Genomic DNA, 13,743 nt, shown 5'->3' with positions numbered 1-13,743 from the left:
GGGATAATTTTTTAATCCTTATCCCCTCTTATCCTTTTAGTTTCTCTTTTTTAATTCTTTTTTGTTCATACATGATTTCATCGGCTTTTTGAAGAAGATCTTCTAAAGAAACAGGATTCTTAGGATCATAGGTCACAATTCCTATACTTATAGATATCTTATAGGGTCTATCTTGCTTGCTATTGAATTCTTCTATCTTTTCTAAAAGCCTTTTAAGGACTATTTCTTTATGATTTTCTTCCCCTATAATACCCATAATTACAAATTCATCTCCACCAAACCTTGCTATAAGGTCGTTCTGTCTAAGGGTTTCTCTCAAAATATTAGCTAAATCAATAAGGGCTTGATCTCCCACCTGATGTCCATATTTATCATTTATTTCTTTCATGTGATCAAGATCAATAAACATAACAATTATCTTTTTATTTAATCTATTAGCTATAGAGAAGGTATGCTCTGCCAGAGTCATAAATCCACGTCGGTTGTAAAGGCCCGTTAGAGCATCGGTTATAGAGAGTAACTTTAATTCTTCTTCTAACTTCTTCCTATAAGTTATATCAAGAATTGATAGGAGTATTGATTTTTTACCTTTATAAAGAACATTAACCATAGAGATCTCTAAATATGCTATTTCGTTATTTATTTTTCTTATTCTAATTTCATCTATTATATATTCAAAAGTATTTTCTAATATCTGATTATACCTTTCCAAAAATCTATTTTTGTCCTCTTCATAAACATATTTTGTAAAATCATTTAGAGTTTCAAGTCTTGGTGGATAACCAAGGATCTCAACAAACCTTGAATTAGTGTATATGAATTTATTATCTTGTAATAAAGAAACACCAGTAAGAGACTGTTCTGCTAAAACTCTATACCTGGCCTCAGATTCCCTTAACGCTTCTAATAGCTCAATATTCTCAAAGATTATGGCAGCTTGCATAGTAAGTGTTTCTAAATTGAGAATATCATCCTGTTTAAAAGAATTCCTTTCAAGAGACTCTAAAACTAATATGCCTAATACCTTCTCTTTACCTAATATAGGAACAGCTAAGACAGAATTTGATACTGGATTAACACATTTTATATCTGTTTCCCCAGTATAAGGTATATAAATAGTTCTCCTTTCACTAAGAACTTTTTTTAAAATACAAGAAGGGCTTTCTAAGTCTTTTGAATAATCTAATACACTTTTTGTAGATCTTTTCAGAAGAAAATTACCATCTTTTATCAAAAAAAGATAAACAAAGGGAGCATTACTTATTTTTATAGCTCCTTCAAAAAGTTTATCAAATAATTCTTCCCTATCTAAGGTAAAAATAGATTTTTGAATATCATTTAAAACCTTTAAACTTCTTATTTGCTTTTTATAATTTTCTTCCCTTTTTACCCTATCTGTTACGTCTTCAATTATCGCTATTATGCCTTTTTCTACATTTCCCTCTAAAAGAGGAAACATCTGTACAGTTTGTTGCATATATTTATATTCTTCATCCTTTATTTCAATAGGTATAAGGTATTTATCAAATCTTTGAGAAAGAATAACTGAACTTCCTTGCAATACCTGCTGAAAATAATTTTCAAATCTTTTAATCTGGGGAACTACCTCAAAAATATTTTGGCCAATGATATTTTCTTTTTTTATTCCTGTATTTACTTCAAGCCACTTATTCCAAAATATAACTTTAAAATTGGTATCTGTAATGAAGATACCCCATATACTGTATTCTTCAAGCCATGTAATGAGACTACTAAGAAAAAGTTCATTCATATTTATCCAATCTTTTCAAGGCTTTCCAAAAGTCTTTCTAAGGAAGAGACTCCCAAGATTATTACCAAATATCCCTTTATACTACTATCTCTCACCTTAAACTGAGTTATAGCTATTAAGGCATATTTTAACTCCTCTTGAGATATTACAAGAGTGTCAAGCATCACATTGAGAGCTTCTAGATGGATTTTAGGAACAGAAAAGGTAATATGAAGCTGCAATAAGTTTCCAAACATTCCAAGACATGCATTAAGTAGAATATTTCCTATCTCCATTAATACTTCTTTTAAAGATGGGGTCAAATAATCAACTTCCAAATCTTCTCCAGATAATAGGTTTGTAAGTTTTACAGCACCCTGATAGTCTAGAAGAAGAAGTGCATCTCCTGCTACAGGTCCTGAGAATATCTGGTGTACTGTAGTCACATCGCCATTAATCTCTTTCATGAGCCTACCCTGCAATTCACCAATAGGAACTATATCTACCTTAGGTGGTTCCAATAAAACTCTGTCTCCTGTAATCTCTGATAAAGAGGCTGCAGCTCTTGAGAAAGCAATATTAATAAGCTCGGAAAGAGCATCTTTTTGATTCTCATTTAAGATCATATCTTATCCTCCCGAAATTTTCTTAAGAATGTTTAAAACCTCTTCCTCAACAACTGGCTTATTTAAAAAAGCAGTAGCCCCTTTTTGCGTGGCAAGCTCTTTCGTTTGTCTTTGTATATCAGCTGAAACTATTATAACCTTCGCAGAGTTATCTATTTCCTTAATTTTTTCAAGAACCTCAAGCCCATTTAATCCCTCCATAGTAAGATCCAAAAATACCACATCAGGCTTCTCAAGATAAAATTTTTCCAACCCCTCTATACCACTTCCTGCCTCAATTATTTCATGATTTTCCTTTTCTAATACTCTTTTCAAAATCCTTCTTGCAAGACTTGAATCATCAATAAGAAGAATTTTCATTATTGCTTCCCCCCATAACAAAATTTATTATCTCTTCCGCCATATTATAAAGAGGAATACTTTTATCACTTAATCCTCTCTCTTCGACAGCTCTTGGCATGCCGTAAATTATACATGTTTCCTCAGATTCGGTAAATACAATTCCCCCTTTTGATTTTATTACTTCTACCCCTAAGAGTCCATCATTTCCCATCCCTGTCATTATAATACCAAGAGTTCTACTACCAAATATTTCTCCTGCAGATTTAAACAAAACATCTGCTGAAGGTCTATGAAGAGTATCTAAAGGTTTTAAATCCAGTCTCACCAAAACCTTATCATCCATTTTTTCAAAGAACATATGTTTGCCTGCAGGTGCAATATACACCTTTCCTCCCTGTAAGATATCACCATCTTCCGCTTCTTTGACCTCTAATTCAGATATTTCATTTAATTTTTCTGCAAAAATTTCTGTATATCCTATTGGCATATGAATAACAATAGCTATTGGAACTGGAAAATCCCTTGGAAATTTTGGTATTAAATACCTCAAAGCCTGTGGGCCTCCAGTAGAGATTCCAATAACCACAACATCTACTCTGGTCTTTTTAATTTCTTTTTTAATCTCTAATTTAGGTGTGGGTGAGCTGATAACTTTTTTGACTTTTTCAAGAGATATCATACTTGCATTCTTCACTTTTTCTATAAGCTCATTGGATATCTCGTAGATCTTTTCAGAGGCTAATGCAGTGGGTTTCTGTATAATATCTACTGCACCTAAATTAAGAGCCTCAATAGCTAAATCTCCTGTCTCACTTGCTATACTTACTATTACAACAGGAAGAGGTCTTCTTTTCATTTGTTCCTTTAAGAAGCCAATACCATCAAGTCTCGGCATAATAAGGTCCAAGGTTACTACATCAGGTTTTAATTCTTCCACCTTTTCAAGAGCTTCTTCTCCATCTCGTGCAGTCCCTACTACCTCAATAAAAGGACTTTTAGAGAGAATATTAGTTAATACTTTTCTTACAAAAGCAGAATCATCTACAACCAGTACTCGGATTATTCTATCTGGATTATTTTTTGACATATACAAAAGCACCTCCAATAATTTGTAAATCAAAGGAATGGGAAAATCTAAGTAAGGACTCTGATAATCCAATAAAGAGATAACCAGGATTTTCCATATTCTCTTCAAATATCCTTATAACTTTCTGTATTATGTCATCAGAAAAATATATAAAAACATTTTTACAAAAAATAATCTTTGACTTCGATAAATCCACTATCTCTTGCTTACTTACCAAATTTGCTTTTTTCCATATAACCTTTTTATGTATATCTGGTATTATTTTATACCCATTTTCTACTTTTATAAAATATTTATCAATTAAATCATTTGGAAAATTTCTAAAAGACCTTTCTTTATAAATTCCTTTTTTAGCCTTTTCTAAAGCAGAATTACTTATATCGCTTGCAAATATTTCTATTCGCATCTTATCAAACCAACCCTTTTCATTTAAAACAATAGCTATAGACAACGGTTCCTCTCCTGTAGCACATGCACTACTCCATATCTTTACATATCTTTCCCCTTTTTCATAAAGATCAGGAATAATATGTTCAGATAAAACTTTTAAATGTTCATATTCTCTGAAGAAATAGGTCTCTTGCACAGAAAGAGCATCAGCTATTTTATCCCATTCCTCTTTTCCCTCAGGGTCATATTTTAAGAAATAGTAATAATCAACAAAGTTAGTAAAATTCCTTTCTAAAGCAAGGGGAGTAAGTTTATCTGCTAAAATATCTTTCTTCGAATCATCGTAATATATTCCAATTTTATCTTTGATTAAATCTCTGAGAAGAGAAAAAGAATTTCCAGGAAAATCTAAAGTCTCTTGATAGAAAATCATATTTCCCTACCTTCTAATATATTTTTTACAATTTGTATAATTTCAGAATCCTTCTCTTCTAACAAGAAGTCCTTAAGGATTTTATATTCTTCTATTGAACCCAAATTGTGTAAAGAAAATATAGCTTGAATTTTTACATCCCTATCATCGTCTTTTAAAAATTGAGCAATATATTTTGTAACCCCTTTCCTTTTTCTCTCTAAAGCAAGAATCAAAGCTTTCTTTTCTATTTTTGTTATATTGTTACATGCTTTCAATAAATTTGGGATTTCTTCTAAAGGTATTTGAGAAAGAGTATCAATAGCCATATCTCGCTTATCAGCATATAAACTGAGAGACAATATAGCCCTATAACTTTCTAAGATACCCATTTGTAAAAAGGCCAAAAGAGCTTCTTTTATTATATCCTTATCATTTTCTGTTATAGTGCACCAAAGTATATTTTGTATCACTATAGGATTTTTCTTATTTTTTAACGCTCTTATTGCTTCTTTTTTTAAATCTTTATCTCTGGAGTTAAGAAATTGCAAAAGCAAAGGTATGGTCTCAGGATGATCTATGTTACCAAGAGCAGATATGGAATTTAATATTAAGTCTTTGTTATCAGAGTCTAAAAATTTTTGGATTAAAGGTATAGCTCTTTTATTTCCTATCTTTCCTAAGGATTCAATAATAATAGCCTTTACTAACTCTGACTCCTCTCTGTGTAATAAATCTTCAAGCAAATCAATAATATAGGGAGGATTATGGAAAACTAAGGATTTTACTGCATAATACCTTACCCAAGGAGAGGAATCTTTTAATGCTATCTCTATTAATGGTAATGCTTTTTCTTTTTCTATATATATTAAAGCTCTTGCTATCACTTCCCTTATTTTTCTTTTCTCTTTTTCTAAACCACTTTTAAGAATCTCAAAAATTCTTTCATCATCAAAAAATACTATATTCTCATATACTGCTTTCCTTATTTCTTCATTATCCTCTTCCAAAAGTTTTATTAAGTCGTCTTTATACTCTTCATATCCAAAATATCCTATTATCTTTATAGCAGATTCCTTTTCATAACAATTATTACTTACTAAGAGTTCTTTTACCCTTTCTCTCATTTCAGGATGCCCCAAAGAATTCAAGGCAGATATTATTGACTGTCTTATATAGGGATTAGGATGTCCTAATTTCTTAATTAATGGATCAAAAGCCCTTCTATCTCCTATTTTGGCCAACGCTCCTGCACAAACAATTGTAAGATTTTCGTCTTCTAATTGTTCTAATATGTAAGGTACTGCCTTTTTACTTCCTATTCTTCCTAAGGCCATAATAGCTAAGGTTTTTATCTCTATATCTTCATCCCTTAAGCTTTCTATAAGCAAATCCTCTATTTCTTTTCCATATTTAATAAGCACCTCAATAATTTCATTTCTCACGTTTGGATTTCCAATAAACTTTATTAAATATCTTTCCACAGTAGGATCCTTAAGGTAGGCAAGAATAGGTATGATGTTTTTTAGAGTTTCCTCTCTAAGTTTAAAAATAAAATCTAAAACATTTTTTAACCCTTGGGGTGTTAAATTGTCCTTTATCTCTTTAGCAATATATTCACCCTCTTCGTATATGTTCTCATATCTTCTATATATTTTTCCTAAGGCCTCTAAAATATCTTCTATATATTCAGGCGATTGATTTAAATGATTTACAAGTATTTTTACTGAATTTTTATCTCCCAATTCTCCTAAAATCTCTATTACGTGAGGTTTAAAGAGTTCATCTTCAAAATAAGGATAGATTTTCTCAATAATAGTTGGATCATTTATTTCTTTTAAGGCATTTAAAATCGCTACTCCTAAATAATAGTCTTTACTTTCAAGAAATTTCAAAAGATAAGGTACTGCTTTTTGAGATTTTTTATTCCCCAATCCTTCTATAGCTGAAAACACCACATTAGGATTACTATCTGAAAGGGCAGATATTAAAAGATCCTCTGCTTCTTCAAAATTAATATTTGAAAGTATCTGAACTGTATAGAGTCTTAAATCTGGATCTTTATCCTTCAACATTTGAGAAAGGGCATATAAAATATCTAAATCAGTAGTGGAGGATAGAATTTGAATCACACTATTCAATACACTCAAATTTCGGTATTCTTCTTTCATTCTCTTTAAAAGTTCATAAGCAAATTTTCCACTTTTTTTCTTTATCTCTTCCACCGCAATCTTTCTTACTTTCCAACTTTCATCATTAATAGCTTCTACTATTCCTTCATCTTCCATTTGACTTAACTTCTTTAAAGCCAAAATTCTCTCCTTTTCATCAGGGCTTTTCAGTTTCTCTTTTAACTCCATTTCTTCTTCTAAAATCTGAGTAACATCCTCAATAGTTATTATCAAACCTACAACCTCTTTCTCTGTCTTTAGCGGGGCAATAGTAACTCTCTGTCTCATTTTATCAAAATACTTGGAAGGATAGGATAGTTCAATAGGTATAAGATACTTGTGAAATCTTGTAGATAGAATTCTTACCACACCATTTTGAAGTACTTCTTCAAAGATTTTAGTGATACCTCTATCTATCAAATCAGGATATATCTCAGTGATTAATTTTCCAACTATATCCTCTCTTGGAATTTTTGTTTTTTCTTCTAACCAACTATTCCAGTAAGTAATTATAAGATTTCTATCAGTAGTAAGAATACCATAATTTTCTTTATCCTCCATTTTCTCTTTCCTCCATTTTATCCATACCTTCTTGTATCTTAGAAATACTCTTTGATAGAGCCTCTAAATTACTAATATTTCTCTTATTAGCTTCTGCTATTTCTTTTATCTGTTTTGCTATTTTGGTTATATTTTCAAACACATTTTTATTGGCAATAACTTGTTCATCCATTCCTTTCTTTATACTATTAAGTTGTTTCCTTATCATCTCTATAGCCTTCACAATTTGAGATGATGCAATAGCTTGCTCAGATATTGCCTTACTTATACTATTAATTAATTTACCTAATCTTTCAGTTTCTTTCGCAATTTGATCACTGGCAATAGACTGTTCTTGCATAGCTTTTGCAGTGTTTAATGAAATTTTTCTCATTGAATCCACTGCTTGTACAATCTGGTTAGCTCCTTTTGCTTGCTCCTCTGTAGCCTTTTGTACTAAGCTTGCAAGTCTCGAGGTTGCTTGCCCTGATCTTAATATTTCCCTGGCAGCTTTTGATTGTTCCTGCATAGCTTCAGTTATTTGTTTTGTTATTCTCCTAATATTGTTTACATTTTGTACTATAGAATGGGCTGTTTTATTTTGCTCTGAGGTTGCCTTTGCAATCTCTTCTGATTGTTTAGAGGTAATATTTACGGTATTAACCATATTTTGACCTGCCACCAACTCTTCCTCACTGGCTCTTGCTATTTGAGAAATCATAAGAGTTGTCTCCTCTATTCCAGAAAGAATTCTCTTTAAAGCATTAGCTCCTTCTTCTGAAAGATTTGTGCTTTCCTCTACTACTCTTAGTCCCTCCTTAGAAGCTGACACAGCTTCTTGGGCCACTTCTTGCAAATTTCTTATAATCTTTCCAATATCAGAAGTAGCCTTTGTAGCTCTTTCTGCCAAATTTCTTATCTCCTCTGCAACCACAGCAAAACCTCTGCCTGCTTCTCCAGCTCTTGCTGCCTCTATGGAAGCATTTAAGGAAAGAAGATTAGTTCTTTCAGCTATAAGGTCTATAGTATCCACTATTTCATTAATTTCTCCTGCCCTTTTTCCCATTTCTTTAATTACCGATGATATTTGTTCCATCACATTTCTTATCTTATTGATACCTTGAATAGCTTTTTCAATTGTAATTCCCCCTTCTTTTGCCTCTCTCTCAAGTCTCTTTGAGGTTTCATCAGCTCTTTTTGTAATATCCACTACCGATCTTATAGACTTATCAAGCTGTATAGCACTTGTGGCACTATTTTGTACCGCTGAAGTTATATCTTCAGCTCTCTTTGCCACATTCTCTATAGATCTTGCCATCTCTTCTATAGCAGTTGCTATTTGTTCCACTGATGAAGATAAATTTTCAACTGAAGCTGTTACCTCTTCAATAGAGGAGGCCATCTCATTTATAGAAGAAGTTGTTATTTCTGCAGACTGCAAAAGTTCTTTTGCATTATCTGCTACTTGCTGAATTGAACGAGATATTTCCTCTATAGAGGATGCCGTCTGTGTTACTGCAGAGGCAAGAGAATCAACATCAGCCGTAACCCCTTTTATAGATTGGGACATTTCCGTGATACTTGCAGAAATCTCTTGAGATGATGTAGCCATCTCTTGGGACATCTGATTTACACTCTGGATCGAATTAGACAATTCCTCTATACTTGCTGAAATTTCCTCTACTGCAGAAGAAAAACTTTCAAGGTTTTCTTTGAGTTCCTCTATAGAAGTAGAAAGTTCATTAGTAGAAGATATGATATTTTCTGTTGAAGAAGTTATATTTTCTGATTCAATTGTTATTATCTTCAAATCTTCAGTCAATTTTTCTAATTTATCCAAATCTAACTCCTCACTTTTTCTCCTTCTCATCTTCTAAGCCTCCTTCTTTTAGAATCTCTTTAGGATTTAATATCAAAATTAATCTATCTCCAAGATTAGCAATTCCCTCCAAAAATTTTTCCGATATACCAAAAATATTTTCAAAAGATTCTTGAATCTTATCTGGTGGTATAGAGATATATTCACGAGCAGAATCTACAATAAGCCCTACCTCTTTATCTTCTATTTTAATAACAATCATTCTTGTTTTTATATCATACGGAATTCTCTCTAATCCCATTCTTGCCCTTAAATTAATTACTGGTATTACTTTTCCCCGAGAAAGGGTAACACCATCAACATAAGGTGTTGCATTAGGCACAAGGGTAATATTCTCCACCATCTCTATCTGCTGAATATACTTACTTTTTATACCGTAAAAGGTTTCACCTATTTTAAAAACCACATAAGAATTTTCTTCATCAATGATGTAAAACACTTTTTTCACTCCTTCCCTTTAGAAGTCCATCTATATTTAAAATCAGTACAACTTTTCCATCCCCAAAATCTGTTCCCCCCATAATGGCAGGATTTTTAAGTATAATAGGATCCGTAATAGGTCTTACTACTGCCTCTTTCACACTTATTACCTTATCAACTCCTATTCCAATATCTTGATTTTCCTTTGTTACAATAAGAAGATGATATTTCTCTTTCTTCTCTGTAGGAAGGTTAAAAATCTCAGAAATAAATAATACAGGAATACTTTTGGCTCTATAGGGAATCATTTTTATCCCTTTGAACCTTACAATATCCTCATTTTTTACCTCTATGATCTCCTTTATATAGGATTGAGGAATAGCATATCTTTCTTTTCCTACCTCTACCAATACTGAATCCAAAATAGCAAGAGTTAAAGGAAGTTTCAAAATAAATCTTGTGCCTTTATCTTTCTCACTACTCAAATAAAGATTACCACCCAATTCCTGGATGGTATTTTTCACTACAGACATACCTACTCCTCTTCCGCTTTCTCTATCTGCCGAATCTCGTGTGGAAAAATCTGGAGAACATATAATTTCTAACACCTTTTCATCCGAATTTAATTCATCTCTACCTCTTATCATTCCAAGCTCTAACGCCTTATCCGCTATTTTATCTCTATCTATTCCTTTACCGTCGTCTTCTACTTCAATAATCACATTATCTCCAGAAGTATAAGCTCTTAAATATATATTCCCATAAGGATCTTTACCCTTTTCCAATCTATCTTTCTCTTCCTCAATTCCATGACTTACAGCATTCCTTACAAGATGTAAAAGAGGATCTATTAATCTTTCCACGATATACTTGTCAAGTTCCGTTTCTTTTCCCAATATATGTAGATTTATTTTTTTCTTGCTTTCTCTAATAAGATCTCTTATAACAAACTGCATTCTTTCAAAAGCTTCTCCTATGGGTACTAATCTGACTTTCATAAGACTTTCTCTTAAATTTCTTAAATTCTTATCTAAAAGTCTTATGGTCTCAGAAAGTCTACTTTGCATTATTGGTGATACTACCGATTCTATTTCTTTAAAATCTTCTTGTAATCTTGACTTTGTAATTACCAATTCTCCCACAATCCTCATAAGTTCATCTAATTTGGAAAGATCCACTCTTATAAATGTGGTAGGAGAAAGGGTAGTTGGAACAGATTTTACTTTTTCCTCTAATCTTCCTTTTTCTTCTTCAGGATAATATTGAATATTCAACTCTTTAAGAAATTCTAAATTTGATTCATCATCACAAGAGAACAAAAACTCAAAATATATCTTTTTATCCTTATCCACTTGTGGTATGGCTTTAAGTAATTTGGTCTTCTCTTGAAGATTTTTTCTTAAAAATTCTACATTTATACCTTTTTCAGATAGTTCTTGAGAAGGATAAAAAACAATTTTATATACCCTTTCTTCTTTTTTCTTTTCTACCTCTTCCTTAAATTCCTTAGGAGTCTCATCATGAGTAGTGAGTACCTTTAACTTGGAAAGTGCCTCTTCTATATCAGGAATTTCTTTATTCTCCTTTTTGCACAAAATGACTTCTTCCAATAGCTTTACACCATCTCTAAGTAATAAAAGATCTTCTTCTTTAAAACTCTTTTTTCCAGTCCTCAGCAATTTAAGATAACTTTCCAATTGATGTGATAATTTTTCAGCTTGCAATATACCTACCATGGCAGAAAGACCTTTTATGGTATGAAAACTTCTAAAAAGCTCATTTATTATCTCCTCATTAATTACTTCTTTGTCTAAATAATCTTCTAAAGCAATAAGATTTTTCTTTATTGATAATAGGTGTTCATCACATTCAGCAAAATAATCTTGCAATAAAGAATCTAAAAACTCCTTATCATCTTTCATCTAATTTCACTCCTTAAACAAAAACCTCTTAACATTATCCAAAAGTTCCTGGGGATTAAAGGGTTTTACCACATACAAATTAGCTCCTTCTTTTATAGCTGTTTCCTTCATTTCTTCGTCTCCACGAGTAGTTAATATAATTACAGGAATATCTTTATATAAATCATGCTTTCTCATGAATTTCAAAACCTCAATTCCATGCATATCTGGCATATTAAGATCAAGAATCACTAAATCAATCTTTTTTAATGCAAGTTTTTCAAGAGCAAATAAACCACTTTCAGCTTCCTCAAACTGAACCTTGGGAATCTTTGATAATACAGTCATAAGCATTTTACGGATAGTCTTAGAATCATCCACTAATAATATTGTCTTCATATATTCTTTTCCCCCAATTTTTTCTATTATTTCGTCAATATGAGAAAACAGCTCTGACTTTGAAATAAAGCCATCTGCTCCTACTTCATTACTTGCCTTTCTGTATTCCTCGTTATCATATAAAGTTAAAATAATTGTTTTAGGTGGATTCTCCATTTTTTTTATTTCCTTTATAGTGGCAAAACCATCCATATCTGGCATAACTATATCCACAAAAACAAGATCAGGTTTTTTTTCTCTCACAATTCTTATTCCTTCTTGGCCTGAATTAGCAAAACCTACAACTTCAAAATTCTCTTCTTCCAAAATCTTTACTGCAGAATTTATAAAATCTTTACTATCATCAATAAGCACTACTTTATACATTTTTCTACTTCATCCCCCTTGTAAAAGGATAGAATAGATATGGATATAAATCTATAAGGATTTTCCTTAAGATTTTTTAGGGAAAGTTCTTATGGGTACATATAAATTAAATATCAGTTAATCCATGTTTAATGGCATATTTTACAAGTCCGGGTATATCATATATTCCTAACTTATCCATAATTTGAGATTTATGAGTTTCAACGGTCTTTACACTTAAGTTTAGTTTATTAGCTATTTCTTTAGTAGAATATCCCTCTGCTATTAACTTAAGAATCTCCTTTTGACGTTCTGTAAGAACCTCTAATGGGTTTTCAAGGAGATCTAAATAATCCTTTACTAACATTTGAGCTATCTTAGGACTAATGTATATATTACCTTCATATACTGATTTAATTGCGAATTCCAATTCAATGAAGGAGGAATCTTTTAATATATAACCTTTAGCCCCATATCTAAAGGCTTCTCTTACATATTCTTTAGAAAAATGCATAGATAAAATAATTATCTTGGTTTCAGGTGAAATTTCTTTAATCTTCTCACAAAATCTTATTCCAGAAACCTTTGGCATTGAAATATCAAGTATTAAAACATCTGGTTTAAGATCGGATGTTTTTAATAACGTTTCTTCTCCATCTCCTGTCTCTGCAATTACCTCTATGCCCTCAACATCCTTTAAAAGAGATTTAATCCCTTCTCTTACCAAAGTATGGTCATCAGCAATTATAATTTTTATACTCATATATTTCTCTCTAAAGGAATATTAATTTTTATTTCTGTACCCTTTTGGATTTCACTTTTAATCTCAATTCTTCCGTTAAGTAGTTCAACCCTTTCCTTTATACCAAGAAGCCCTAAAGCCCTCCCTTTACTAATATCCTTAAAAACCTGTTTTATATCAAATCCTTTTCCATTATCTTTAATAAATATCTCAATTTCATCATCTTCTTGTATTACTCTTAATAAAACCTCTGTAGCTTCAGCATGTCTCACAACATTAGTTAGACCTTCTTGAATTATTCTGAAGATAGTTATAGAAAAATCTTTAGGAATATCCTTTTGTTCAAGTTTCAAGGAGAGTTCTATATTTAGATTACTTTTTTCCTTAATTTTATCTACAAGCCATTTTATAGCCGAAATTAGTCCTAAATCATCAATAAGGGAAGGTCTTAAGTTTAAAGAAATATCTCTTACCTCTTCTATAGCTCTATTTATTAAATTTATATTTTCTTCTATTTGCCCTTCAAAATCTTTACCTATTTTCCTCTTTAGTAATTCCAGGTTAATCTTTATAGCAGTAAGTATTTGCCCTATTTCATCATGTAACTCTCTTGCAATCTTTTTTCTCTCTTCTTCTTGAGCCTTTATTAAATATCTGCTAAGATTTACCCAATCACTACTGTCCTTTGAGTTTTCAAAAGATTTTTCTTTTTCAGAAGATATAATCTTCACCCCTTAAT

At 31.5% G+C, this 13,743-nt stretch carries 12 protein-coding genes; all 12 read right to left on the bottom strand.

What is annotated here, in order from left to right; translation table 11 throughout:
• Positions 1 to 28: 28 nt before the first annotated feature.
• Positions 29 to 1,771 (bottom strand): diguanylate cyclase, encoded by a 1,743-nt coding sequence (locus tag ACY3IT_RS02655; protein WP_463083251.1) that lies wholly within the window; start codon positions 1,769 to 1,771, stop codon positions 29 to 31.
• Positions 1,772 to 1,773: 2 nt separating this feature from the next.
• Positions 1,774 to 2,376: a chemotaxis protein CheC gene (locus ACY3IT_RS02650; protein WP_463083250.1), complete on the bottom strand. Its 603-nt coding sequence runs from the start codon at positions 2,374 to 2,376 to the stop codon at positions 1,774 to 1,776.
• 3 nt (positions 2,377 to 2,379) lie between these two features.
• A complete protein-coding gene (locus ACY3IT_RS02645) occupies positions 2,380 to 2,736 on the bottom strand; it encodes a response regulator (RefSeq protein ID WP_463083249.1) in 357 nt (118 codons plus the stop codon).
• Positions 2,717 to 3,805 carry a protein-glutamate methylesterase/protein-glutamine glutaminase gene (locus ACY3IT_RS02640; protein WP_463083248.1) on the bottom strand — a complete coding sequence of 363 codons (1,089 nt, stop codon included), beginning with the start codon at positions 3,803 to 3,805 and terminating at the stop codon, positions 2,717 to 2,719. The genes ACY3IT_RS02645 and ACY3IT_RS02640 overlap by 20 nt, the downstream gene beginning before the upstream one ends.
• Positions 3,792 to 4,628, bottom strand: coding sequence for a CheR family methyltransferase (locus ACY3IT_RS02635; RefSeq protein WP_463083247.1), 837 nt, complete (start codon positions 4,626 to 4,628; stop codon positions 3,792 to 3,794). Before ACY3IT_RS02635 ends, ACY3IT_RS02640 begins: the two co-directional genes overlap by 14 nt.
• A complete protein-coding gene (locus tag ACY3IT_RS02630; protein WP_463083246.1) occupies positions 4,625 to 7,339 on the bottom strand; it encodes a HEAT repeat domain-containing protein in 2,715 nt (904 codons plus the stop codon). The genes ACY3IT_RS02635 and ACY3IT_RS02630 overlap by 4 nt, the downstream gene beginning before the upstream one ends.
• Positions 7,329 to 9,188: a methyl-accepting chemotaxis protein gene (locus tag ACY3IT_RS02625; RefSeq protein ID WP_463083245.1), complete on the bottom strand. Its 1,860-nt coding sequence runs from the start codon at positions 9,186 to 9,188 to the stop codon at positions 7,329 to 7,331. Before ACY3IT_RS02625 ends, ACY3IT_RS02630 begins: the two co-directional genes overlap by 11 nt.
• Positions 9,169 to 9,636, bottom strand: a complete 468-nt coding sequence (locus tag ACY3IT_RS02620) for a chemotaxis protein CheW (protein WP_463083244.1) — start codon at positions 9,634 to 9,636, stop codon at positions 9,169 to 9,171. The genes ACY3IT_RS02625 and ACY3IT_RS02620 overlap by 20 nt, the downstream gene beginning before the upstream one ends.
• The gene (locus ACY3IT_RS02615; protein WP_463083243.1) at positions 9,620 to 11,539 is read right to left on the bottom strand and encodes a chemotaxis protein CheA; all 1,920 of its coding nucleotides are present in this window, start codon (positions 11,537 to 11,539) and stop codon (positions 9,620 to 9,622) included. The genes ACY3IT_RS02620 and ACY3IT_RS02615 overlap by 17 nt, the downstream gene beginning before the upstream one ends.
• 6 nt (positions 11,540 to 11,545) lie before the next feature.
• Positions 11,546 to 12,283 carry a response regulator gene (locus ACY3IT_RS02610; RefSeq protein WP_463083242.1) on the bottom strand — a complete coding sequence of 246 codons (738 nt, stop codon included), beginning with the start codon at positions 12,281 to 12,283 and terminating at the stop codon, positions 11,546 to 11,548.
• A 106-nt stretch (positions 12,284 to 12,389) separates the two neighbouring features.
• A complete protein-coding gene (locus ACY3IT_RS02605; RefSeq protein ID WP_463083241.1) occupies positions 12,390 to 13,025 on the bottom strand; it encodes a response regulator in 636 nt (211 codons plus the stop codon).
• On the bottom strand, positions 13,022 to 13,735 hold the full coding sequence (locus ACY3IT_RS02600) for a sensor histidine kinase (RefSeq protein ID WP_463083240.1): 714 nt from the start codon (positions 13,733 to 13,735) through the stop codon (positions 13,022 to 13,024). The genes ACY3IT_RS02605 and ACY3IT_RS02600 overlap by 4 nt, the downstream gene beginning before the upstream one ends.
• Positions 13,736 to 13,743 lie beyond the last annotated feature (8 nt).

It is taken from the genome of Dictyoglomus sp. GBS (genome assembly GCF_055179815.1).
Note: the sequence above shows the minus strand (reverse complement) of the source record. Positions and strands in the feature narration are given on the sequence as shown.

What these genes read in the sequence shown, in the direction of transcription:
- ACY3IT_RS02630 (WP_463083246.1), bottom strand. Translation starts at nt 7,339, where the DNA reads ATGGAGGATAAAGAAAATTATGGTATTCTTACTACTGATAGAAATCTT.
- ACY3IT_RS02605 (WP_463083241.1), bottom strand. Translation starts at nt 13,025, where the DNA reads ATGAGTATAAAAATTATAATTGCTGATGACCATACTTTGGTAAGAGAA.
- ACY3IT_RS02650 (WP_463083250.1), bottom strand. Translation starts at nt 2,376, where the DNA reads ATGATCTTAAATGAGAATCAAAAAGATGCTCTTTCCGAGCTTATTAAT.
- ACY3IT_RS02610 (WP_463083242.1), bottom strand. Translation starts at nt 12,283, where the DNA reads ATGTATAAAGTAGTGCTTATTGATGATAGTAAAGATTTTATAAATTCT.
- ACY3IT_RS02655 (WP_463083251.1), bottom strand. Translation starts at nt 1,771, where the DNA reads ATGAATGAACTTTTTCTTAGTAGTCTCATTACATGGCTTGAAGAATAC.
- ACY3IT_RS02615 (WP_463083243.1), bottom strand. Translation starts at nt 11,539, where the DNA reads ATGAAAGATGATAAGGAGTTTTTAGATTCTTTATTGCAAGATTATTTT.
- ACY3IT_RS02640 (WP_463083248.1), bottom strand. Translation starts at nt 3,805, where the DNA reads ATGTCAAAAAATAATCCAGATAGAATAATCCGAGTACTGGTTGTAGAT.
- ACY3IT_RS02645 (WP_463083249.1), bottom strand. Translation starts at nt 2,736, where the DNA reads ATGAAAATTCTTCTTATTGATGATTCAAGTCTTGCAAGAAGGATTTTG.
- ACY3IT_RS02625 (WP_463083245.1), bottom strand. Translation starts at nt 9,188, where the DNA reads ATGAGAAGGAGAAAAAGTGAGGAGTTAGATTTGGATAAATTAGAAAAA.
- ACY3IT_RS02635 (WP_463083247.1), bottom strand. Translation starts at nt 4,628, where the DNA reads ATGATTTTCTATCAAGAGACTTTAGATTTTCCTGGAAATTCTTTTTCT.